General features: G+C 65.8%; 20 protein-coding genes. 15 read left to right on the top strand and 5 right to left on the bottom strand.

Annotated features, from left to right (window positions below; all coding sequences use genetic code 11):
• The first annotated feature begins 1 nt into the window (after position 1).
• Complete coding sequence (gene coaE / locus BJF92_RS17135) at positions 2 to 643, top strand: dephospho-CoA kinase (RefSeq protein WP_078058192.1); 642 nt, start codon at positions 2 to 4, stop codon at positions 641 to 643.
• Positions 636 to 1346 carry a DNA polymerase III subunit epsilon gene (gene dnaQ, locus BJF92_RS17140; protein ID WP_075635965.1) on the top strand — a complete coding sequence of 237 codons (711 nt, stop codon included), beginning with the start codon at positions 636 to 638 and terminating at the stop codon, positions 1344 to 1346. Before coaE ends, dnaQ begins: the two co-directional genes overlap by 8 nt.
• A 176-nt stretch (positions 1347 to 1522) precedes the next feature.
• Here dnaQ and secB read toward each other — a convergent pair whose 3' ends face one another.
• A complete protein-coding gene (secB, locus tag BJF92_RS17145) occupies positions 1523 to 2005 on the bottom strand; it encodes a protein-export chaperone SecB (RefSeq protein ID WP_075635966.1) in 483 nt (160 codons plus the stop codon).
• A 104-nt stretch (positions 2006 to 2109) separates the two neighbouring features.
• On the bottom strand, positions 2110 to 2619 hold the full coding sequence (locus tag BJF92_RS17150; protein ID WP_075635967.1) for an FxsA family protein: 510 nt from the start codon (positions 2617 to 2619) through the stop codon (positions 2110 to 2112).
• Positions 2620 to 2774: 155 nt separating this feature from the next.
• Between BJF92_RS17150 and BJF92_RS17155 the strand changes: the two genes are divergently transcribed.
• The 5 genes from BJF92_RS17155 to gyrB all read left to right on the top strand — a co-directional run bounded on the left by BJF92_RS17155 (position 2775) and on the right by gyrB (position 8294).
• Positions 2775 to 3476 carry a Tim44/TimA family putative adaptor protein gene (locus BJF92_RS17155; RefSeq protein WP_075636024.1) on the top strand — a complete coding sequence of 234 codons (702 nt, stop codon included), beginning with the start codon at positions 2775 to 2777 and terminating at the stop codon, positions 3474 to 3476.
• A 3-nt stretch (positions 3477 to 3479) separates the two neighbouring features.
• Positions 3480 to 4616, top strand: a complete 1137-nt coding sequence (gene mltA / locus BJF92_RS17160; protein ID WP_075635968.1) for a murein transglycosylase A — start codon at positions 3480 to 3482, stop codon at positions 4614 to 4616.
• Positions 4609 to 5193 carry a Smr/MutS family protein gene (locus BJF92_RS17165; protein ID WP_075636025.1) on the top strand — a complete coding sequence of 195 codons (585 nt, stop codon included), beginning with the start codon at positions 4609 to 4611 and terminating at the stop codon, positions 5191 to 5193. Before mltA ends, BJF92_RS17165 begins: the two co-directional genes overlap by 8 nt.
• The gene (locus BJF92_RS17170; protein WP_075635969.1) at positions 5171 to 5551 is read left to right on the top strand and encodes a helix-turn-helix domain-containing protein; all 381 of its coding nucleotides are present in this window, start codon (positions 5171 to 5173) and stop codon (positions 5549 to 5551) included. The genes BJF92_RS17165 and BJF92_RS17170 overlap by 23 nt, the downstream gene beginning before the upstream one ends.
• A 313-nt stretch (positions 5552 to 5864) precedes the next feature.
• On the top strand, positions 5865 to 8294 hold the full coding sequence (gene gyrB / locus BJF92_RS17175) for a DNA topoisomerase (ATP-hydrolyzing) subunit B (protein WP_075635970.1): 2430 nt from the start codon (positions 5865 to 5867) through the stop codon (positions 8292 to 8294).
• A gap of 114 nt (positions 8295 to 8408) precedes the next feature.
• On the opposite strand, the gene BJF92_RS17180 is transcribed toward gyrB, so the two are convergent.
• On the bottom strand, positions 8409 to 9011 hold the full coding sequence (locus BJF92_RS17180; RefSeq protein WP_075635971.1) for a nitroreductase family protein: 603 nt from the start codon (positions 9009 to 9011) through the stop codon (positions 8409 to 8411).
• Between the two features lie 449 nt (positions 9012 to 9460).
• On the opposite strand from BJF92_RS17180, the gene phaZ reads away from it, so the two are divergent.
• The 8 genes from phaZ to BJF92_RS17220 all read left to right on the top strand — a co-directional run bounded on the left by phaZ (position 9461) and on the right by BJF92_RS17220 (position 17804).
• On the top strand, positions 9461 to 10735 hold the full coding sequence (phaZ, locus tag BJF92_RS17185) for a polyhydroxyalkanoate depolymerase (protein WP_075635972.1): 1275 nt from the start codon (positions 9461 to 9463) through the stop codon (positions 10733 to 10735).
• A 302-nt stretch (positions 10736 to 11037) separates the two neighbouring features.
• On the top strand, positions 11038 to 11472 hold the full coding sequence (locus BJF92_RS17190) for a DUF2852 domain-containing protein (RefSeq protein ID WP_075635973.1): 435 nt from the start codon (positions 11038 to 11040) through the stop codon (positions 11470 to 11472).
• A gap of 156 nt (positions 11473 to 11628) precedes the next feature.
• Complete coding sequence (locus tag BJF92_RS17195) at positions 11629 to 12381, top strand: M48 family metallopeptidase (RefSeq protein ID WP_075635974.1); 753 nt, start codon at positions 11629 to 11631, stop codon at positions 12379 to 12381.
• Between the two features lie 96 nt (positions 12382 to 12477).
• Complete coding sequence (locus tag BJF92_RS17200) at positions 12478 to 13191, top strand: phosphoribosylanthranilate isomerase (RefSeq protein WP_078058196.1); 714 nt, start codon at positions 12478 to 12480, stop codon at positions 13189 to 13191.
• A gap of 1 nt (position 13192) precedes the next feature.
• A complete protein-coding gene (gene trpB / locus BJF92_RS17205) occupies positions 13193 to 14422 on the top strand; it encodes a tryptophan synthase subunit beta (protein WP_075635976.1) in 1230 nt (409 codons plus the stop codon).
• Positions 14419 to 15258, top strand: a complete 840-nt coding sequence (gene trpA, locus BJF92_RS17210; protein ID WP_075635977.1) for a tryptophan synthase subunit alpha — start codon at positions 14419 to 14421, stop codon at positions 15256 to 15258. The genes trpB and trpA overlap by 4 nt, the downstream gene beginning before the upstream one ends.
• 183 nt (positions 15259 to 15441) lie before the next feature.
• Positions 15442 to 16353: an acetyl-CoA carboxylase, carboxyltransferase subunit beta gene (accD, locus tag BJF92_RS17215; protein ID WP_075635978.1), complete on the top strand. Its 912-nt coding sequence runs from the start codon at positions 15442 to 15444 to the stop codon at positions 16351 to 16353.
• A gap of 104 nt (positions 16354 to 16457) precedes the next feature.
• A complete protein-coding gene (locus BJF92_RS17220) occupies positions 16458 to 17804 on the top strand; it encodes a bifunctional folylpolyglutamate synthase/dihydrofolate synthase (RefSeq protein WP_075635979.1) in 1347 nt (448 codons plus the stop codon).
• 94 nt (positions 17805 to 17898) lie between these two features.
• Here BJF92_RS17220 and trxA read toward each other — a convergent pair whose 3' ends face one another.
• A complete protein-coding gene (gene trxA / locus BJF92_RS17225) occupies positions 17899 to 18222 on the bottom strand; it encodes a thioredoxin (RefSeq protein WP_075635980.1) in 324 nt (107 codons plus the stop codon).
• 104 nt (positions 18223 to 18326) lie between these two features.
• A complete protein-coding gene (addA, locus tag BJF92_RS17230; RefSeq protein ID WP_078058209.1) occupies positions 18327 to 21896 on the bottom strand; it encodes a double-strand break repair helicase AddA in 3570 nt (1189 codons plus the stop codon).

Consider the following 21896-nt stretch of genomic DNA (forward strand, 5'->3'; position numbering starts at 1 on the left):
GATGGGCGCGACGGACGAGACCGGCAGCGCATCGCCTGCCCAGGCATCGGCTGCGAGGCCGCGGGTCCTGGGTCTCACCGGCTCGATCGGCATGGGCAAGTCGACCACGGCCGGCTTCTTCGCCGCACTCGGCGTTCCCGTGAACGATGCCGACGCCGTGGTCCATGCGCTTTATCGCGGCGAAGCGGTGGCGCCGGTCGAAGCCGCATTTCCCGGGGTGACGGCCGATGGTGTCGTCGACCGCGTGAAGCTGGCGCAGGTGCTGACGCGCGATCCCGCCGGCTTCAAGCGGCTGGAGGCGATCGTCCATCCGCTGGTGCGCGCCCGCGAGGCAGCCTTTCTCGCCGAGCACCGCGCGCTGGGAACGCCGCTCGTCGTCCTCGACATTCCGCTTCTCTTCGAGACCGGAGCGCAGGACCGCGTCGATCGGATCGTCGTCGTGACGTGCTCGCCGGAGATCCAGAGGGCACGGGTGCTGCAGCGACCGGGGATGACCGAGGAGAAATTCGCGCTGATCCTCGCGCGCCAGGTGCCGGATGCGGTAAAGCGGGAGGGCGCCGATTATATCATCGATACCGGCCTGGGGCTGGATGCGGCCCGCGCGGCCGTCGCCGCCATCGTCAAGGAGTGCGCTGATGCGTGAGATCATCTTCGATACCGAAACCACCGGGCTCGACAACAAGCTCGACCGCGTGATCGAAATCGGCGGGGTGGAACTCGACAATCATTTCCCGACCGGACGCACCTTTCACGTCTATATCAATCCCGGCGACCGCGCGGTGCACCCAGAAGCGCTGGCGGTGCACGGCATCACCGACGACTTCCTCAAGGACAAGCCGCGCTTCGAGGAGGTGGTCGAGCAATTGGTCGACTTCTTCGGCGATGCCCGCTGGGTGGCGCACAATGCCACCTTCGACATGGGCTTCATCAATGCCGAATTCGCTCGGCTCGGCCGCGCGCCTGTGCCGGCCGACAAGGTGCTGGACACGCTGGCGCTTGCCCGCCGCAAGCATCCCATGGGCCCGAATTCGCTCGATGCGCTCTGCCGGCGCTACGGCATCGACAATTCCCACCGCACCAAGCACGGGGCGCTGCTCGACTCCGAACTGCTGGCCGAAGTCTATATCGAGATGATCGGCGGCCGCCAGGCCGCGCTCGGTCTGGCGACGGCAGACCAGGGCAGGGCGGACCGGCAGGAGGATGGAGAGGTCGTGACGGTGGCGAGCCGGCGCCCGCGGCCCCTGCCGCCGCGGCTCAGCGAGGCCGAGCGTCTGGCCCATGCCGAACTCGTCGGCAAGCTCGGCGACAAGGCGATCTGGGCGCGCTACGAACCGCCCGGGACGTGATGCACCTGGCTTCGATCGCGAACCGCCCATGGAGCGCCTGGGCGAGGTCCGGCAGGCCCGCTGCGCTTGACGACGGGGCCGGTGAAGGATCATCCGCCAGAAGCGACCGATAAAAAAACGCCCGGGCTGGTGACCAGCGCCGGGCGTTTTGCCGTTCATCAGGGACGGATGTCCGATCAGTTGGTGTTGGCCGAGACCTGCGAACGAACCTTTTCCTCGGCCATGCGCTGGGTGAACATTTCGGCGAAGTCGATCGGGTCGATCATCAGCGGCGGGAAGCCGCCATTGCGCGTGGCGTCGGCAATGATCTGGCGGGCGAAGGGGAAGAGGAGGCGCGGGCACTCGATGAAGAGCAGCGGCAGCATGTGCTCCTGCGGGAAGCCGGTGACGCGGAACACGCCGCCATAGGCAAGCTCTGCGTTGAAGATCGTCCGGTCACCTTCGGTCGCCACGGCATTCAGCGTCAGGATGACGTCGAACTCCGTCTCCGACAGCGGATTGGCGTTGACATTGACGTTGATGTTGATCGACGGGGCCTTGTCGCGCGCCTGAAGCGAACGCGGTGCGCCGGGATTTTCGAACGAGAGATCCTTGACGTACTGGGCCAGGATGTTCAGCGAGGGGGACTGAGCAGCCCCGTTGCCATTCGTTTCGCTCATGATGTCTCTTCCCTTCAGGGTCTTTGGGTCAAGGCGCTCTAGCATCTCGCCCGGATGCTTACAACCCGGCGGTTTCCCGGCATTCCGGGCCGCCGCCAGCGCGCTCAGGGAAGCCGGCGGAAATCCTCGTCATCGGCTTTGCCGTCCTGCGGTTTCGGCCGGTCGGTCGAGAATTCGTCGGCGTCGAGATCGATGATCTGGGCATTGCGGCGGGCGCCACCCTCCGGCCGGGGCCCGCGCGTCGTCCGGGTGGTCACGATCACGATCCGGCGCGCCACCAGCTTCCAGGCCAGCGCGCGCACCGGCGGCAGGAACAGCAGGATGCCGAGAATGTCGGTGAGGAAGCCGGGCAGGATCAGGAGAAAGCCGGCGACCACGATCATGGCGGCATGCACCAGCTCGCGGCCCGCATCCTCGCCGTTTCGCGCGGCGGCGGCGATGCGCTTCAGCGCATCCAGGCCCTGATGCTTGAGGAGCAGCGCGCCTGACACGGCCGAGACCAGCACGAGCAGGAGCGTCCAGCCGACGCCGATATGGCGCCCGACATAGATGAAGGTGGCGATCTCCAGAAGCGGCAGGGCAAAGAGCGCGAGCGGCAGGAGGAGCAGTCGCATGAGCGGGCCTTTCGATAAAGTGATCGGATAGGCCCCTTCGTCATGAAGAGACCCGGGTGAGGGCCGGCATCAAGACGAGAGGACCATTTGAATGATACAGTCTGCCGGACTATATGGTTTCTCATCATCACGGCAAACAGCGGTATCGGATCGAAATGGGCTCTCTGGACTTCGTCACTTTGTTTTTCATGGTGGCTGCCGTCATCATTTTCATCCAGCTGCGCTCCGTGCTCGGCCGGCGCACCGGCAATGAAAAGCCTCCGGTCGATCCCTTTTCGCCCGCAGACGGCGATCGCCAGCCGCAGGCAACCGGCAAGGTGGTGCAGCTGCCGCGCCGCGATGGCGCGCCCGCGCCGGCAGAGGAGCGCTACAGGGCGGTCGATGCCTTCGCCCCCGCCGACAGCGAGATCAACGCCCAGCTGCGGCGCGTGGTGGATGCGGATCAGAGCTTCGATCCCAAGGAATTCGTCGCCGGCGCCCGCATGGCCTATGAAATGATTGTGATGGCCTTTGCTGAAGGTGACCGCAAGACGCTGAAGAGCCTCCTGTCGCGTGAGGTCTATGAGGGTTTCGACGCCGCGATCACCGAGCGCGAGCAGCGCGGCGAGACGGTCAAGTCCACCTTCGTCGGCATCGACAAGAGCGACATCGTCCAGGCCGAGATGCGCGGCAGCGAGGCCCAGCTGACGCTCAGCATCGTCAGCCATCTGATCTCGGCCACCTTCGACAAGGCCGGCACCGTGATCGATGGTGACGCGGAGGCGGTCTCCGAGGTCAAGGACCTGTGGACCTTCGCCCGCGACACGCGCTCGCGCGATCCCAACTGGAAGCTGATCGCCACTGAATCGGAAGGCTGATCCGTGTCTGGGGCCGCTGCGTCACAGGGCTTCACGCTCACACCACTGTCTTTCGCCGATCTGCCCGGATGGGGCGAGGACGATCCCCGGGCGGTTCTGGCCGCCATGGAGCGCTGCCGCCATCATATCGAGACGGTCAAGCCGCACCGCACCGGCGCCCTCGGTATTTCCAGCGCTGAGCTTCTGCCGGCCTTTCGCGCCGCTGCAAGCCTGGAAGCGGAGACGCCCGAAGCAGCGCGGCAATGGATCGAGGCGCAGTTCCGTCCCTTCTGCATTCGCCCCGAGGGTGCGGCGGATGGGTTCGTCACGGCTTTCTACGAACCTGTCGTGGCCGTATCAGCCACGCCGGATGAAGAGTTTCGCCATCCCTTCTATCGCCGTCCCGAAGATCTCGTCGATGTGACGGACGAGATCAGGCCGCATGGTTTCGACCCGGCTTTTGCCTTTGCTCTGGCGACGCCGGAGGGGCTCACCGAGCATCCCGATCGCGGCGCCATCGAGCGCGGCGCGCTTGCTGGGCGCGGCCTCGAAATCGCCTATGCTCGCTCCAAGGTCGATGTCTTCTTCGCCCATGTCCAGGGCGCTGCCCGGCTGCTCTATCCCGATGGCTCGATGCGCCGCATCACCTATGCCGCCAAGACCGGCCACCCCTTCTCGCCCATCGGCAAGCGGCTGATCGAGCGCGGCGAGATCGCGCCGGCCGAGATTTCCATGCAGGCGATCCGCGCCTGGCTGGAGAACCATCCGCAGGAAGCCGATGCGCTGATGTGGACCAACCGCTCCTTCATCTTCTTCCGCGAGGCGGCGGTGGACAATCCTGATCTCGGGCCGATCGCCGCTGCCAAGGTGGCGCTGGAGCCCGGCCGGTCGCTCGCGGTCGACCGGCTGATCCATACCTTCGGCACGCCCTTCTATATTGCCAGCGAGACGCTGACCCGGCTGGACGCGGGCCAGCCCTTCCGCCGGCTGATGCTGGCGCTCGACACCGGCTCGGCGATCATCGGCCCGGCCCGCGGCGATATCTTCACCGGCTCCGGCGATGAAGCGGGCGAGCTGGCCGGCGCGGTGCGCCATGCCGCCAGCTTCTTCCTGCTGATTCCTGTCGATGCCGCCGCGCGTTACGGCCATGGCCATGGCTAAGGACAAGACGCTCTCGCCCGAGGACCGCATTCTCTGGGGCAAGGTCGCCCGAACCACCCGTGCGCTTCCCGGGCGGATGGAACGGCTGAGCGTCGAGGAAGAGCTTTTTGCGCCGCCCCCGCCGCCGGCGAAAGAAGAGGTGAAGCCGCCAAAGCCGGCCAAGCCCGTTCCGGCGCCCGTGGAAAAGCCCGCGATGCGACAGGTGCAGAAGATCCATCATCCGCTGGAAAAGCCCGTACACCGCAAGTTGGCCCGCGGCCGGCTGAATATCGAAGCGCGCATCGATCTCCATGGCATGTTCCAGGGCGAGGCCTATGACCTGCTCCTCGGCTTCCTCACCCGCGCCCATCAGCATGGGCTGCGCCATGTCCTTGTCATCACCGGCAAGGGCACCTCCATGGGCAGCGACGGCGCCCTGAAGCGCATGGTGCCAATGTGGTTCTGCCTGCCGAGCTTTCGCGTCCTGATCTCCTCCTACGACAATGCCGCGCGCGGACATGGCGGCGAGGGCGCGCTCTATGTCCGTCTGGCGCGTAATCCCGGTCTGCCGCATCATGACGACGACCCCTTTCGGTGAGGCGATGCAGCGCCTGCGCCAGGCGCGCGGTGTCACGCAGAAGCAGATGGCGGCGGCCATCGGCGTCTCCGGCGCCTATCTCTCCGCACTCGAACGCGGCCAGCGCGGCGCGCCGAGCTTCGACCTCATTCAAAAGATCTCGGGCTATCTCCACGTCATCTGGGACGAGCAGGACCAGCTCTTCGAGGTCGCCTCGCTCTCCCATCCCAAGGTCACGCTCGACACGTCGGGCCTGCCGGCCGGGCACATGGCCTTCGCCAACCGTCTGGCCCAGGCGATCCGCACTCTGCCGCCGGATCTCATCGCCGAAATGGATGAGCTTTTGGAGAAAGCGCGCAATCCTGCTAAACAGCCCTAGAGTTTCCGTGCGACCTCTCTCGCGGGACGTCCCTTTGCGGCAAGCTATGGGCCGGAAAGGCGGAAATATCAGGTTTTCTGGGGACTTTCCCGTCGCTGCGTTTGGTGGACGGAGGGAGAGTTCTTATATTGACAGCATCGGACACGAGGTGATTCGGCAGCTTCTCCTTGAGCTTCCGTCGCCCCTCGGCCAGCCCCCGCATCGGCCGCGATGCGGTGAGACCGCTGGAACGTTTTGACCCTTCTGCCGCATCTTCCGCCTCGGGCCCGAGCGCGGCCATGCGGCGGGAGCCTTGGAAAGATCAGACATCCTCATGACCAATTCCCCGACCGCCGCTGCCAGCGCCGAATATGGCGCCGATTCCATCAAGGTTCTCAAAGGCCTTGACGCCGTCCGCAAGCGGCCCGGAATGTATATCGGCGACACCGATGACGGCTCCGGTCTGCACCACATGGTCTATGAGGTGGTCGACAATGCGATCGACGAGGCGCTGGCCGGCCATGCCGACCTCGTCACCGTCACGCTCAATCCCGATGGTTCCGTGACTGTGACTGACAATGGCCGCGGCATCCCTACCGATATCCATACGGGCGAAGGGGTCTCGGCCGCCGAGGTCATCATGACCCAGCTGCATGCCGGGGGTAAGTTCGACCAGAACTCCTACAAGGTCTCCGGCGGTCTGCACGGCGTCGGTGTCTCGGTCGTCAATGCGCTTTCGGTCTGGCTGAAGCTGCGCATCCGCCGCAATGGCAAGGTGCACGAGATCGCCTTCACCCATGGCGTGGCCGATGCGCCGCTGGCGGTAATCGGCGAATATGAGGGACGGTCGGGCACCGAGGTCACCTTCCTCGCCAGCTCCGAAACCTTCACGATGACCGAGTATGACTACAACACGCTCGAACATCGCCTGCGCGAGCTTGCCTTCCTGAATTCGGGTGTGCGAATCCGGCTCACGGATCGCCGCAAGCCCGATATCAAGGAGGAGGAGATGCTCTATGACGGGGGCCTGGAGGCCTTCGTGCGCTATCTCGACCGGGCCAAGAAGCCGCTCGTCGACAAGCCCGTGGCCATCCGTGCCGAGCGCGACGGCATCGCGGTGGAAGTGGCGATGTGGTGGAACGACAGCTACCACGAAAACGTGCTCTGCTTTACCAACAACATTCCCCAGCGCGACGGCGGCACGCATATGCAGGGCTTCCGCAGCGCGCTGACCCGGCAGCTTGTCTCCTATGCCGACAGCTCCGGGATCATGAAGAAGGAGAAGGTGACGCTGACCGGCGACGACTGCCGCGAAGGGCTCACCGCCGTACTGTCGGTAAAGGTTCCCGATCCGAAATTCTCCTCGCAGACGAAGGACAAGCTGGTCTCCTCGGAAGTGCGGCCCGTGGTGGAGAGCCTGGTCAGCGAAGCGCTGTCCATCTGGCTGGAGGAGCATCCCGCCGATGCCAAGACGCTGGTGGGCAAGGTGGTGGAAGCCGCCGCCGCCCGCGAGGCCGCCCGCAAGGCGCGCGAACTGACACGGCGCAAGGGCGCGCTCGACATTTCCTCGCTGCCCGGCAAGCTCGCCGATTGTTCGGAACGCGATCCGGCCAAGTCCGAGCTGTTCCTGGTCGAGGGTGACTCGGCAGGCGGCTCGGCCAAGCAGGGCCGCTCGCGCGAGAACCAGGCGATCCTGCCCCTGCGCGGCAAGATCCTCAACGTCGAGCGCGCGCGCTTCGACAAGATGCTCTCCAGTCAGGAGATCGGCACGCTGATCACCGCGCTCGGCACCTCGATCGGCAAGGACGAGTTCAATCCCGGCAAGCTGCGCTACCACAAGATCATCATCATGACGGATGCCGATGTCGACGGCGCCCATATCCGCACCCTGCTGCTCACCTTCTTCTTCCGGCAGATGCCGGAGCTGATCGAGCGCGGGCACCTCTACATCGCCCAGCCGCCGCTCTATAAGGTGACGCGCGGCAAGTCCTCGCAATATCTGAAGGACGAGAAGGCCTTCGAGGATTACCTGATCACCGTCGGCCTCGAAGACGCGGTTCTGGAACTCGGCACCGGCGAGGCGCGCGCCGCGCTGGATCTGCGCGAGATCATCAACGACGCGCTGCGCCTGCGGTCGCTGATCGACGGGCTGCATTCGCGCTATAACCGCGCCGTGGTCGAGCAGGCGGCCATTGCCGGCGCGCTCAACCCCGAAGTGCTGCGCGACGGCCCGCGCTCTGCCGCGGCCGCAGCGGAGGTTGCCGCGCGTCTCGACCGGATCGCCGAGGAGACCGAGCGCGGCTGGACAGGCACGGTCGCCGAGGACGGTGGCTTGCGCTTCGAGCGCATGGTGCGCGGCGTCAAGGACATCGCCGTTCTCGACATGGCGCTGATCGGCTCGCAGGATGCCCGCTATATCGACCAGACCAGCGCACGTCTGAAGGACATCTACGCCCATGTGCCCGTGCTCAAGCGGCGGGATGCCGCCGTGGAAATCACCGGGCCGCGCGCGCTGCTCGACGCGATCTTTGCCGTCGGGCGCAAGGGGCTGTCGATGCAGCGCTACAAGGGGCTGGGCGAGATGAATGCCGAGCAGCTTTGGGAAACCACGCTGGATCCGACGGTGCGCTCGCTCCTGCAGGTGCGCGTCAACGACGCCACCGATGCCGACGGCCTGTTTTCCCGGCTCATGGGCGACGAGGTCGAGCCGCGCCGCGACTTCATCCAGGAAAACGCGCTGACAGTGTCCAACCTCGATATCTGATCCTCTCCCTAATCGCGGAGACATTGCCTCGATCAAAAAAGCCCGCCGAACCGGAGATCCGGTTGGCGGGCTTTTTGATGTTCGGTTGTTAGTCGTCTGCCGGAATCCGGCTCATTACTGATCGATGAAAGTGCCCTCGAAGGCGATTTCCGAGAGAGGGCGGCGCGGGCTCGGGGTTTCGCGCGCCTGCAGGCCTTCCGGCAGGATCGACTTGTCGCCCTGGCGGCCGATGGCGGCGGCGGCCTCGACGCGGTAATCGTCTGTCAGGCCGAGGATCTCCTTGGCCTTGTCGAAGTGGATGCCGGTCATGCCATGGGCCTGGAAGCCGAGCCGCTCGGCCTGGTGCGCAATGGCCGACCAGGCCGCGCCGGTATCGAAGCTGTGGCTGTAGGAGGGCTTCTTCTCGTCCGAGCCGGGCGAAACCGAGACGGCCTTGGACACGAACAGGATCAGCGCCGAAGCGGTCTTGGCCCAGCTCTGGTTGAAGTCGTTGAGGATGGGGAAAAGCGTGTCCCAGGCCGGCGTGCCGCGACGGGCATAGACGAAGCGCCAGGGCTGCGCATTGAACGCGGAGGGCGCCCAGCGACCGGCCTCGAGAATGGTCAGAAGATCCTCGGCGCTGATCTCGGAGGAATCGAAGGCGCGGGGAGACCAGCGATTGAGGAAGCCGGCATCGATCGGGTGGTCGGCCTGGCGGGAATTGCTTGCAGTGCTCATCGGAACATTATCCTGAAAACGGTCTGTCATCGTCTGGCGAGCGTGCCTGCAAGGGCGCGTTCCGGCGAAACGCGCAGACGCAGGACCGGGCGCCCGGCCATCGACAGCTGCACCATGCCGTTGCAGCGCACAAACGGCAATGACACAAATGCGAGACGGATCGTCAATTTGCTCGCAACGATTCTCTGCCACTCTCCTCATGAGCGGGAAGGTGCTCCGGCCTGCTGCCGTTTTGCGCGCGCCGGGAGAGAGCGTGGCTGAGCCCACTGTCGGGGTCGGCGGGCGCTCGGCCGAGATGCGGAAAGATTGCCCGAGGCTGGCGTCCTGGAACCGGAGGCTCCCCGGTTTCGTTGCCAAGCCACGGCATCATGCTAAGGTGCCCGTCCGTGCGTCCGCCAGGGCCCGCGCGAGAGGAGACTGTGTCAAAGCCTGGCGCGAGAGGTAGCTGCATGTTTTATCAATGGTATGAAATGAATCATGCGGTCATGGCGCCATGGCGTGCGGCGACCGAAGCCATGCGCTTGGCCTATGCCAATCCGCTCAATCCCTTTTCCCAGACCTATATTGGCCGCACCGCATCCGCGGCCCTCGAAGTGTTCGAGCGGGCCACGCGGCGCTATGGCAAGCCGGAATTCGGCCTTGCCGAAACGCTGATCGACGGCAAGGCCGTGCCGGTCGCCGAACAGATCGTCTGGCGCAAGCCCTTCTGCAATCTGATCCATTTCGACCGGGCCGTGCCGAGAACCCGCGAGCGCGATCCGCGTCTTCTGATCGTGGCGCCGATGTCGGGCCACTATGCGACGCTGCTGCGCGGCACCGTGGAGGCGCTGCTGCCGCATGCGGATATCTACATCACCGACTGGATCGATGCGCGCATGGTGCCGCTCACCGAGGGCACCTTCGATCTCGACGACTATATCGATTACGTGATCCAGATGCTGCATCATCTGGGCCCGGACACCCATGTGATGGCCGTGTGCCAGCCGGCCGTGCCGGTTCTGGCGGCGGTGGCGCGGATGGAGGCGGAGGACGATCCGCTGTCGCCGGCCTCGATGACCCTGATGGGCGGGCCGATCGACACGCGGATCAACCCGACGGCGGTCAACCAGCTGGCCAAGGAAAAGCCGATCGAGTGGTTCCGCGACAATGTCGTCATGCCCGTGCCTTTCCCGCATCCGGGCTTCATGCGGCCGGTCTATCCCGGCTTCCTGCAGCTCTCGGGCTTCATGTCGATGAATCTCGATCGCCATATCCTGGCCCAGCGCGACTTCTTCGAGCATCTGGTCAAGCATGACGGCGACGCTGCCGAAAAGCATCGCGACTTCTATGACGAATATCTCGCGGTGATGGACCTGACGGCAGAGTTCTATCTGCAGACGGTGGAAACCGTGTTCATGCGTCATGCGCTGCCCAAGGGCGAGATGATGCATCGCGACAAGCCGGTAGACCTCACGGCGATCCGCAAGGTGGCGCTGCTGACGGTCGAGGGCGAGAACGACGACATTTCCGGCGTCGGTCAGACCAAGGCGGCGCAGACGCTCTGCATCAACATTCCCGACGAAATGCGCCAGCATTACATGCAGCCCGATGTCGGCCATTACGGCGTGTTCAACGGCTCGCGCTTCCGCCGCGAGATCGTGCCGCGCATCGCCGCCTTCCACCGCGCCCATGGCCGCAGCGGCAAGCCGGTGCGCCAGGTGATCGTCGGCGGCAAGACCGCCTGAGTTTGTCTAGGCCGGCCCGCGCATCGGGCCGGACAGGGCAAGGCGGCTTTCGGATCAAGCCGATGCGACACGACAGCCAGGGTCTCTGATCGATTTCCGGTCAGAGACCATCATAGGCCTGCCACAGAAACGCCAGAAAGACGCGGATCGCCAAAGGATCGATCCATCGAAATTGTCAAGCCGGATGAACGGTTTGCCGGATTTCAATGCGTGCTTTCTTGTGGAAGACTTCGTCCTTTCCCACATCGATGGGCGTGTAGGGCCCGGATCGGCAGCCCTTCTTTAACAAAGGACGCCTGAACATGAACCAATCTGCATTGATCCGTCCGGACTGGACGCCTGCGACCATTGCATTGATGGTCCTGGGCTTCATCGTCTTCTGGCCGCTCGGCCTCGCCATGCTCGCCTATATCCTGTTCGGCGAACGGCTGGGTGCCTTCAAGCGCAACGCCAACGAGACCGTCGACCGGACCTTCAGCTCTTTCCGTGGCTTCCCGGGATTTTCCGGCCGCGCACGCCCCGGCTTCGATACCGGCAATGTTGCCTTCGACGAATGGCGTGAGGCCGAACTCTCCCGCCTCGACGAGGAGCGCCGCCGCCTGAACGAGATGCGCGAAGAGTTCGAGACCTATGTCCGCGAACTGCGCCGCGCCAAGGATCAGGAAGACTTCGACCGCTTCATGCGCGAGCGCAAGTTCGGCAAGGGCGGCACGGTGGAAGGCTACACCGGCAGCTGATCCCCAGCTGTCACGCTTGCCTTGAAGCACTGACGCGCCGGCCGGCGTATCCGAAAGGATGCGCCGGCCTTTAGCTGTGCCCTCGCTGCCGCGCTCCACGATGGCGGGCTGATGGCGGGGCTGGGCGCGGCAGCCAAAATCCGCTAGAACGTGTCCATGCTTCCAGCCTTTCTCAAACCGCCGGTGACCAGGGCCTCCGCGCTGCAGCGCGAGGTCGAGGTGGATGGCCGCGTCCTGCCTTTGACGATCAATCCGTCGCTGCGCGCCACGCGGCTGACGCTGCGCATCGAGCCGGGTGGCCGTGCCCTGAAGCTGACCGTGCCCAAGGGTCTGCCGCAGCGTGAGGTGGATGCCTTCATCGAGCGCCATCGCGGCTGGCTTGCCTCGAAGCTCGCGCGCTTTTCCGGCGAGAGCGAACTGGTGGAAGGCGGAACGATCCCCTTGCGCGGCGTGGTTCACCGCATCGAACGCTCCGGCCGGCTGCGCGGCCTGCCGGAGGTGCTCGTGATCAACGAGGAGCCGGTCCTGCGCCTGTCGGGCGAGCCGGAGCATCTGCGCCGGCGGCTGGTGGAGTTTCTCAAGAAGGAAGCGCGCCTCGATCTGGAGCGGCTGGTGGCGGTTCATGCCGGGCGGATGGGCGGTACGGTCAAGTCGCTGACGCTGAAGGACACGCGCAGCCGCTGGGGCTCCTGTACCTCGGAAGGGGCGCTGAGCTTTTCCTGGCGCATCGTCATGGCGCCGCCGCATGTGATCGACTATCTCGCCGCCCATGAGGTGGCGCATCTGCGCGAGATGAACCACGGCCCCCAGTTCTGGGCGCTGTGCGAGATGCTCTGCCCGCGCACCGCGGAGGCCCGCCACTGGCTGAAGCGCAACGGCTCCATGCTGCACGCGATCGACTTCAGCTGAACCGGAGCTTCGCTTCGCGCGTACACGGGCAAAAGGCGTTCAACCTGCGGCCTCTTGGCGCTTTTTCTGCTTTTGTCTCGACATGGCCACGCTTTCATGCGACTTCGCAAGCTTATGAGCAACGACCGGTTCGACATCAAGATTTGCGGTTTGAAGACGGCCGAGGCCGCCGAGCGCGCGGTGGCGCGGGGCGCGACGCATATCGGCTTCATCTTCTTCGCCAAGAGCCCGCGCCATGTCACGGCCGAGGCCGCCAGGCCGGTGGCCGATGCCATTCGCGGCCGGGCGAAGATTGTCGCGGTGACGGTCGATGCCACGGATGCGGAGCTGGACACGATCGTATCAGGCCTTGCGCCCGACATGCTGCAGCTTCACGGGCGCGAAAGCCTGGAGCGGGTGGCGGCTGTCAAGGCACGCTATGGCCTTCAGGTGATCAAGGCGCTGTCGATCCGCGATGCGGCCGATCTGGATGCGGCGCTCGCCTATCGGGGCACGGCCGACCGGCTGCTGTTCGATGCAAAGCCGCCCAAGGGCTCGGAGCTGCCGGGCGGCAATGGCGTCTCCTTCGACTGGCGTCTTCTCGACGCGCTTGACGACGGCGTCGATTACATGCTTTCCGGGGGGCTTGACGCCGAGAATGTCGGTGTCGCCATCCGGTCCACGCGCACCCCGGCGATCGACGCCTCGTCGGGACTGGAAAGCGCACCGGGTGTGAAGGATCCCGCCCGGATCGAGGCTTTTTTCGATGCCGTCGCCGCCGCCCGCAGTCTTGCGCAGGCCCATCGGCAGACCGCAAATCAGGGAGCATGACGTGAACGAGACCCCGAAGCTGAATTCGTTCCGGTCCGGTCCGGATGAGGATGGCCGTTTCGGCATTTTCGGCGGCCGCTTCGTTGCCGAGACGCTGATGCCGTTGATCCTCGATCTGCAGGCGGAATGGGACAATGCCAAGACCGATCCGACCTTCAAGGCCGAGATGGACACGCTCGGCAAGCACTATATCGGCCGGCCGAGCCCGCTCTATTTCGCGGAGCGGCTGACAGAGCATCTGGGCGGCGCCAAGATCTATTTCAAGCGTGAGGAGCTGAACCACACCGGCTCCCACAAGATCAACAATTGCATCGGCCAGATCCTGCTGGCCAAGCGCATGGGCAAGACCCGGATCATCGCCGAGACGGGCGCCGGCCAGCACGGCGTGGCCACGGCCACGGTCTGTGCCCGCTTCGGCCTGCCCTGCGTGGTCTATATGGGCGCGACCGATGTCGCCCGTCAGTCGCCCAACGTCTTCCGCATGAAGCTGCTCGGCGCCGAGGTCAAGCCGGTGACGGCGGGCAACGGCACGCTGAAGGACGCCATGAACGAGGCGATGCGCGACTGGGTCACCAATGTCGATTCGACCTATTACCTGATCGGCACCGCCGCGGGCATGCATCCCTATCCGGAGATGGTGCGCGACTTCCAGTCGGTGATCGGCATCGAGGCGCGCGCCCAGATGCTGGAAGCCGAAGGGCGCCTGCCGGATCTGGTCATCGCCGCTGTCGGCGGCGGCTCCAATGCCATCGGCATCTTCCATCCCTTCCTCGATGACGAGAGCGTCAAGATCGTCGGCGTGGAAGCCGGCGGCAAGGGGCTGGAGGGTGATGAGCATTGCGCCTCCATCACCGCCGGCGCGCCCGGCGTGCTGCATGGCAACCGTACCTATCTGCTGCAGGACGGCGACGGCCAGATCAAGGAAGGCCATTCGATTTCGGCCGGCCTCGACTATCCCGGCATCGGGCCGGAGCACGCCTGGCTCGCCAATGTCGGCCGCGTCGAATACGTGCCGATCAAGGATGACGAGGCGCTGGAAGCCTTCCAGCTGCTGACGCGCCTCGAAGGTATCATTCCCGCGCTGGAGCCGAGCCATGCGCTGGCCGAAATCATCAAGCGCGCGCCCAAGATGGGCAAGGACGAGATCATCCTGATGAATCTCTCCGGCCGGGGCGACAAGGACATCTTCACCGTGGGCAAGATTCTCGGCATGGGGCAGGCAGGCGAATGACCGCACGTATGGACAAGAAATTCGCGGATCTCGCAAGCGAGGGCCGCCCGGCGCTCGTCACCTATATCATGGGCGGTGACCCGGATTTCGAAACGTCGCTCGCCATCATGAAGGCGTTGCCATCCGCCGGCTCCGACATCATCGAGCTCGGCATGCCCTTTTCCGATCCCATGGCCGACGGCCCGGCGATCCAGATGGCCGGCCAGCGCGCCCTGAAGGCGGGGCAGACGCTCGGCAAGACGCTGGAACTCGCCCGCCGCTTCCGTCAGGACGATCCCGACACCCCCATCGTGCTGATGGGCTATTACAATCCGATCTACATCTATGGCGTCGACCGCTTCCTCAAGGATGCAGTGGACGTCGGTCTCGACGGCCTGATCGTCGTCGACCTGCCACCGGAGATGGATGACGAGCTTTGCCTGCCGGCGCTCGAAGCCGGCATCAGCTTCATCCGCCTGGCGACGCCGACCACCGACGACCGCCGCCTGCCGAAGGTGCTCGAAAACACCTCCGGTTTCGTCTATTATGTCTCGATGAACGGCATTACCGGCTCCGCTCTGCCGGACCCGTCGCTCGTCGGCGCGGCTGTCCGGCGGATCAAGAGCCATACGAGCCTGCCGGTCTGCGTCGGCTTCGGCGTCAAGACGGAAGAGCATGCGCGCGCGATCGGCGCGGCCGCCGATGGCGTCGTCGTCGGCACGGCGATCGTCAACCAGATCGCGTCCAGCCTGACGGCCGAAGGCCATGCGACCGAGGCCACCGTGCCCGGTGTTGCGGCGCTGGTGCGCGGGCTTTCGGCCGGCACCAAGGCCGCGCGCCTTGCAGCGGCCGAATAAAGGCCCATTTTATTCGCCTGAGTGCAGCCCTGCGGCAGGTGGTTACCGCCCTGCCGCAGTGTCGAGAGCATCGGACCGAAAGGTGGGAACCGGTTTTCGGGTCCATCCGGTGCAGAAACCAAACCGAGGAGCAGCGGGCCGAGTCCGGTTTTCGTTCCGTTGCTCTATTGGAGTGTGTGCCCCATGAACTGGATCACCAATTACGTCCGCCCGAAGATCAACTCGATGCTCGGCCGTCGCGAGGTGCCTGAAAACCTCTGGATCAAATGCCCCGAAACCGGGGAGATGGTGTTCCATCGCGATCTCGAGGAAAACAAATGGGTCATCCCCGCCTCCGGCTTCCATATGAAGATGCCCGCCAAGGCGCGGCTGCGCGATCTGTTCGACGGCGGCCTCTATGAGAGCCTGCCGCAGCCGAAGGTGGCGCAGGATCCGCTTCGTTTCCGCGACTCCAAGAAATATGCCGACCGCCTGAAGGATGGCCGCACCAAGACCGAGCTGGAGGACACGATCGTCGCCGGCCTCGGCACGGTGCGCGGCGTCAAGCTCGTCGCCATCGTTCACGAGTTCAATTTCATGGCCGGCTCACTCGGCATCGCCGCCGGCGAGGCGATCATCAAGGCCTTCGAGCGTGCAATTGCCGAAGCCTGCCCCGTCGTCATGTTCCCCGCTTCCGGTGGCGCGCGCATGCAGGAAGGCATTCTCTCGCTGATGCAGCTGCCGCGCACCACTGTGGCCGTGGAAATGCTGAAAGAGGCCGGCCTGCCCTATATCGTCGTGCTGACCAACCCGACCACCGGCGGCGTCACGGCCTCCTATGCCATGCTGGGCGATGTGCACATGGCCGAGCCGGGCGCGCAAATCGGCTTTGCCGGCCAGCGCGTAATCGAGCAGACCATTCGCGAGAAGCTCCCGGAAGGCTTCCAGACCTCCGAATATCTCTATGAGCACGGCATGGTCGACATGGTGGTCAAGCGCCATGACATTCCCGATACGCTCGCACGTGTGCTGCGCATCCTGTTGAAGACGCCCGTCGTCAGCGAAGCGACAGACGATGTCGTCGTGGAAGACGAACTCTCCGCCGCTGCCGAGTAAACCGGCGCATCGGGCCGCAACAGGTTTCCGGCGCGATCCTGTCGTTTCCGGCCGGGGCGGCTGAAACTTGCCTGCCCCGTCCGCTCACGCAAAGAGGCTTGTCAATGACGACTGCCATCACGGTCAGCGAGGCCGGTGCCGAAATCGACAAGCTGATGGCGCTCCATCCCAAGGGCTTCGACCTGTCGCTGGGGCGAATCACCCGGCTTCTGGACCGGCTCGGTAATCCGCAGGATCGGCTGCCGCCCGTCATCCATGTCGCCGGCACCAATGGCAAGGGCTCCTTCACCGCTTTCGCCCGCGCGCTTCTCGAGGCCGAAGGGCTCGCGGTGCATGTTCACACCTCGCCGCATCTGGTCAACTGGCATGAGCGTTATCGGCTGGGCGTGAAGGGCGGGCGCGGTCGTCTGGCTGAGGATGCCGTTCTGGCAGACGCGATCCGCCGCGTGGCCGCTGCCAATGCCGGCGAGACCATCACCGTTTTCGAGATCCTCACCGCCGTCGCCTTCCTGCTCTTTGCAGAGCACCCGGCCGACGCGGTGGTGATGGAGGTCGGCCTTGGCGGGCGCTTCGATGCCACCAATGTCATCACCAGGCCGGCCGTCGCCGCGATCATGCCGATCTCGCTCGACCATCAGGCCTATCTCGGCGATCGGGTGGAACTGATCGCCGCCGAGAAGGCCGGCATTCTCAAGCGCGGCGTTCCGGCCGTGATCGGCTATCAGGAATTCGACGGCGCGCGCGAGGTCCTGACCGACACCGCCGCCCGCCTCGGCTGCCCTGTGTCGGTCTATGGCCAGGACTTCCTCGCCTATGAGGAATTCGGCCGGATGATCTATCAGGACGAAGACGGGCTGATCGACCTGCCGCTGCCGCGCCTGCCGGGCCGCCACCAGCTGGCCAATGCCGCCGCCGCCATCCGCGCCGTCAAGGCCGGCGGTTTCGCGCTGTCGGAGCAGGCGATCGAAACCGCCCTGCAACAGGTCGAATGGGCCGGCCGCCTCCAGCGCATGCCGCATGGTCCGCTGCTGAACCTGGCGCCTGCAGGCGCCGAGGTCTGGCTCGACGGTGGGCATAATCCCGGAGCGGGCCAAGTGATCGCCGAGACCATGGTCAGCTTCGAGGAGCGCGATCCACGCCCGCTGGTCCTGATCGTCGGCATGATCAACACCAAGGAGCCGGTCGGCTATTTCCGCGCCTTTGCCGGTCTCGCCGAAAAGGTCTTCACCGTGCCGGTTCCGGCTTCCGATGCCGGGCTCGATCCCGTGGCGCTGGCCGGCGACGCCGCCGATGCCGGCTGCAAGGCCGAGCCCTGCGGCTCGGTCGCCGAAGCGCTCACCACTGTGGCCGCCCTCTTCAAGACCGCGCCCCAGCCGCCGCGCATCATGATAGGCGGCTCGCTCTACCTGGTCGGCGCCGTGCTCGGCGAAAACGGCACGCCGCCGCGGTAGGATTTCGTTCCGCTCACTTTGAGGAAAAAAATAGGCGCCCCACGGTCCCGTGGAGCGCCTTTTTTTGTGTCTGCGACGATGTCGTCGGTGCGACTTACGCCGTGGCGGAATTGATCCAGGAGCTCAGCGCGTTCTTCGGGGCGGCACCGACCTTGATGTCGGCGACTTCGCCGGCCTTGAACAAGGCGAGCGTCGGGATCGAGCGCACGCCGTACTGGGCGGCCAGCTCGGGGTTCGCGTCGATGTTCAGCTTGGCGACCTTGACCTTGCCCTTGAGTTCGTCGGCGATCTCTTCCAGCGAGGGGGCGATCATCTTGCAGGGACCGCACCATTCAGCCCAGAAATCGACAACGACGGGTTCGGCGGCGTTGAGCACTTCGGCCTGGAAATTCGCACTGTTGACTTCGACTGTGGCCATCGTGGCTCTCCTTGCGTTTGTCTTCGAGCATTAAAGTGAGGCGGCATCCCGCGCTTTTCAAGACGCAGCGCGCCGACTGCCTGCGGGGATGGTCTGCGCTGTCTTTACGCCTGTCGGGAAAGCGCGTCGAGAGCCTCGTCGAGCTCTGCCTCGTCAAGCCGGAAGACAGCCGGCCCCTCGGTATAGACCAGCAGGCAGCGGAAGGCGTGGTGGGGATAGAGCGGCGCCAGAACGGCGCGGTAAAGGGCGAGCTGTGCCCGATGCACCGGATCGATGAAGGCGGCCTCGTTCGGCACGACGCGATTGGTCTTGAAATCGGCCAGCGTGACGACACCCTCTTCCACCGCGATCCGGTCGATCCTGCCCGACACCGCGACCGAACGGCTGCCGAGCGTCAGCGTGCCCATGACAGAGACTTCCGCCCGGCCTTTCGGTGAAAACAGCAGCGCCAGCTCCGGCAGACGCGTCAGCCTGAGCACATCCGCCACCAGCGCCCGCCGGCGCGTTTCCGGCCAATGCGGCACGGCGCGGGAGAGATAGCGCATGCCGGCGGGCTCCCGCTCGTCTTCCGCCATGCCGGGAAGCACCTGCAGGAAGCGGTGGAGCAGGGCGCCGCGCAGCAGCGAGGGCACCGGCGCCTTGCGCGAGAAGATCGAGTTGGCGATCAGGCCGGAGCGATCCTGCTCCTCGATCACCGCGCCGGTGCCGGAAGGGCTCAAGGGGCGCGGCAGGCGGGGGAAGGGCGGCAGCGGCGTCTTCAGGGCCGGCGGCAGGGTCTTTTTCGGACCTGTCGGCTCTTTTGCCACAGGCAGGGCGGCGGCGGCCGGCTGGTCGGGCGGCGTGGCATGCCAGCGCAGGCCTTCCCAGTCCATGTCGCCTGCCGAGAAACTCGCCGGCACCGCGCGGCCGGCCGGGTCGGCGGACAGGCCAGCCGTGACCATGGCGTGCCAGCTGTCCGGGTTCGGCCGCTTGCCCTGATAGCCGCAGACGACGAGACGATCGGCCGCCCGGGTCATGCCGACATAGAGCAGCCGGCGATATTCCTCCTCGGCCGCTCCCTTGAGCCGCGCCATGTCCGCCTCGACCAGACTGTTTCCGGCGCTCTTCGGCGCCTTCCAGACGGGCAGGACGGCATCCTCGGCGCCTGCTGGATCGCGCATCAGCCGGAAGGCGGGAACATGCTGATTGGAAAAGGCCTGCCCGCCGCTGTCGACCAGGAAGACCACGGGCGCTTCGAGCCCCTTGGCTGCGTGCACAGTCATGATGCGCACCTCGTCGCGCTCCTTGTCCTGCTCGCGCTTGACCGTCGGCGCCTCGGTCTCCAGGCTGGCGATGAAGGCCTGCAGGCCGGGCAGGCTGTTCTTCTCGTGGTCCAGTGCGAAGGTCAGGAATTCATCGAGCACATCGCCCACCTCGCTGCCGAGCCGGGCGAGAAAAGCGGCGCGGCCGCCATCATGAGCGAGCACGCGGGCGTAGAAGTCATGCACGGAGAGCCGGCCCAGCATTGCCTGCCAGTTTTCCAGACGCCGGCGGGCGCTGTGGACGGCTTTGGGGGCGTTCTCTCCGGCCTCCCGCATCGCCGCCCAGAGGCAGGCGCCTTGCGGACGCCTGGCGGCCAGCGCCATCAGGTCGTCTTCGCCGAGGTTCAGCAGCGGGCTCTTCAGGATCGCCGCAAGCGAGAGATCGTCCTCCGGCATCAGCAGGAAGCGCCCGAGCGCCACGAGATCCTGGATGGCGATATGGCGGGTCAACACGAGACGGTCGGCGCCGGCCACGGGAATGTCGCGCCGCGCCTTCAAGGCCCGGGTCAGCGCCCCGACAAAGGCATCGCGCTTTCGCACGAGAACGATGACGTCCCCGGGGCGCATCGGCCGGGCCACGCCCTTCTCGATCACGGTCGCCTTGCCGATCTCGGCTTCGAGCACAGCGGCGATGCGGCGCGCCAGCACATTGGCCGGCGCATCCTCGGGCGTGGCGTCGAAGGCGGCGGTCCAGTCATCAAGGTCCGGTTCCGGCGCCGGCACGATCGGCTCCCAGACCTCGACGATGCCGGCCTGGCCGGAGCGGTTGGAGGCATGCACCACCGGCTCGCCCCGGGCGCTGAGGCCGCGCGCATGGTTGGGATCGGCAAAGACGGCATCGACGGCGGAGAGAACGTCCTCGGTCGAGCGGAAGGAGAGCTGCAGGCGGATGGCGCTGAAATCCTGCCCGCTACCTTCCACGCGCCGGGCCGCCGCCTCGCTTTCGCCGGCAAACTGTTCGGGGCGCGCGCCCTGGAAGGAATAGATCGACTGCTTCTCGTCGCCCACGGCAAAGAGCGTGCGGTGCAGGCTGCGGGCGGAGTGGCCGGAGAAGAAATCCCCCGTCAGCGCGCGGATGATGGTCCATTGCACCGGGCTCGTATCCTGCGCCTCGTCGACCAGCACATGGTCGATGCCGCGGTCGAGCTTGTAATGCACCCAGGCCGAAACGCGGTCGCGGGTGAGCAGATGGGCGGCACGGCGGATCAGGTCGTCGAAATCGAGCTGGCTGCGGCTTTTCTTCAACGCCTCGTAATCGCGGTTCAGCCGGTCGGCGAGCGTCAGCGCCGCTTCGCTCGCCTCCACCATGGTGAGCCGGTTCAGCCGGTCGAGCGTGGCCAGAAGATGGTCGCGGGCGGCAAGCACGGCCGGTTCCAGCTCCGGCGCGGCCTTCGTCATCTTGGCGGTGAAGAAGGTGCTGTCGGCCAGCGGCTTGCCGGTCGAGGCGCTGAGGAACAGGGGTTTCAGCGCCTGTAGCCGGCCCAGCGGATCCTCGATCCGGGCGGCGGCCGCAAGCCCCTCGGCAAAGGCGCCGGCCTTGGCCCCGCCGGCCGAGCGGGCAAGCGCGATATAGGCCTCCAGCGTCGCGCCCGACAAAGTGGGAAATGGCCAGAGGCCGGCGACGATCGTCTCCGCCGTCTCCTGCGGCCCGAGCGCGAAGCTGCGGCGCAGGCGCAGGCCGGGGCCGCCCTCCGCCTGCGTGCCCTGCAGAAAGCCCTGCACCTCGGCGCGGGCGGCCACCAGCTCCGAGAGGAGCTTGTCCAGCCCGGTATCGTCGGCCAGCTCCAGAACGGTGGCGAAGGCATCGGCGAGCGCCGGGTCGTAGCGGCTGGCGGCGGCGTTGAGCAGCAGCCGTCGGGCATCCGTCATCAGCACGGCGGCCGCGCGGTCATCCAGAACGGAGAAGTGGCCGGCGACATTGGCTTCCAGCGGAAACTGGTGCAAGAGCGCCTCGCAAAAGGCGTGGATGGTCTGGATCTTCAGGCCGCCGGGCGTCTCCAGCGCGCGGGCAAAGAGCCGGCGGGCCTCCTCCAGCTGCTGCCGGCTCGGCGCGCCGCCTTCCAGCGCGGCGATCTCGGCGGCGAGCGTCGCCTCGTCCAGCGTGACCCAGCGGGCCAGCCGCTCGAAGACGCGGTTGGACATTTCGGCCGCCGCCGCCTTGGTATAGGTCAGGCAGAGAATGGCCGAGGGGCGCGCACCCGACAAGAGCAGGCGGATGACGCGCTGGGTCAGCACATGGGTTTTGCCGGAGCCGGCATTGGCCATCACCCAGGCCGAGCGCCTGGGATCGGAGGCTTCCTTCTGCTTTTCCGTGGTCCAGCTGCGCCAGCCCTCGCTCGAAGGCTCGCGCGGGCCGTAATCCTCGCTCTGAAT

The organism is Xaviernesmea rhizosphaerae, from assembly GCF_001938945.1.
Lineage (GTDB): Bacteria > Pseudomonadota > Alphaproteobacteria > Rhizobiales > Rhizobiaceae > Xaviernesmea > Xaviernesmea rhizosphaerae.

Excerpts from the sequence above, each read along its gene's own strand:
- BJF92_RS17155 (WP_075636024.1), top strand. The coding sequence starts at position 2,775 with ATGGGCTCTCTGGACTTCGTCACTTTGTTTTTCATGGTGGCTGCCGTC.
- BJF92_RS17180 (WP_075635971.1), bottom strand. The coding sequence starts at position 9,011 with ATGAGCACTGCAAGCAATTCCCGCCAGGCCGACCACCCGATCGATGCC.
- BJF92_RS17195 (WP_075635974.1), top strand. The coding sequence starts at position 11,629 with ATGCTTCCAGCCTTTCTCAAACCGCCGGTGACCAGGGCCTCCGCGCTG.
- trpA (WP_075635977.1), top strand. The coding sequence starts at position 14,419 with ATGACCGCACGTATGGACAAGAAATTCGCGGATCTCGCAAGCGAGGGC.
- secB (WP_075635966.1), bottom strand. The coding sequence starts at position 2,005 with ATGAGCGAAACGAATGGCAACGGGGCTGCTCAGTCCCCCTCGCTGAAC.
- BJF92_RS17170 (WP_075635969.1), top strand. The coding sequence starts at position 5,171 with ATGACGACGACCCCTTTCGGTGAGGCGATGCAGCGCCTGCGCCAGGCG.
- BJF92_RS17220 (WP_075635979.1), top strand. The coding sequence starts at position 16,458 with ATGACGACTGCCATCACGGTCAGCGAGGCCGGTGCCGAAATCGACAAG.
- gyrB (WP_075635970.1), top strand. The coding sequence starts at position 5,865 with ATGACCAATTCCCCGACCGCCGCTGCCAGCGCCGAATATGGCGCCGAT.
- BJF92_RS17200 (WP_078058196.1), top strand. The coding sequence starts at position 12,478 with ATGCGACTTCGCAAGCTTATGAGCAACGACCGGTTCGACATCAAGATT.
- BJF92_RS17190 (WP_075635973.1), top strand. The coding sequence starts at position 11,038 with ATGAACCAATCTGCATTGATCCGTCCGGACTGGACGCCTGCGACCATT.
- coaE (WP_078058192.1), top strand. The coding sequence starts at position 2 with ATGGGCGCGACGGACGAGACCGGCAGCGCATCGCCTGCCCAGGCATCG.
- BJF92_RS17150 (WP_075635967.1), bottom strand. The coding sequence starts at position 2,619 with ATGCGACTGCTCCTCCTGCCGCTCGCGCTCTTTGCCCTGCCGCTTCTG.
- trxA (WP_075635980.1), bottom strand. The coding sequence starts at position 18,222 with ATGGCCACAGTCGAAGTCAACAGTGCGAATTTCCAGGCCGAAGTGCTC.
- phaZ (WP_075635972.1), top strand. The coding sequence starts at position 9,461 with ATGTTTTATCAATGGTATGAAATGAATCATGCGGTCATGGCGCCATGG.
- BJF92_RS17165 (WP_075636025.1), top strand. The coding sequence starts at position 4,609 with ATGGCTAAGGACAAGACGCTCTCGCCCGAGGACCGCATTCTCTGGGGC.
- dnaQ (WP_075635965.1), top strand. The coding sequence starts at position 636 with ATGCGTGAGATCATCTTCGATACCGAAACCACCGGGCTCGACAACAAG.
- accD (WP_075635978.1), top strand. The coding sequence starts at position 15,442 with ATGAACTGGATCACCAATTACGTCCGCCCGAAGATCAACTCGATGCTC.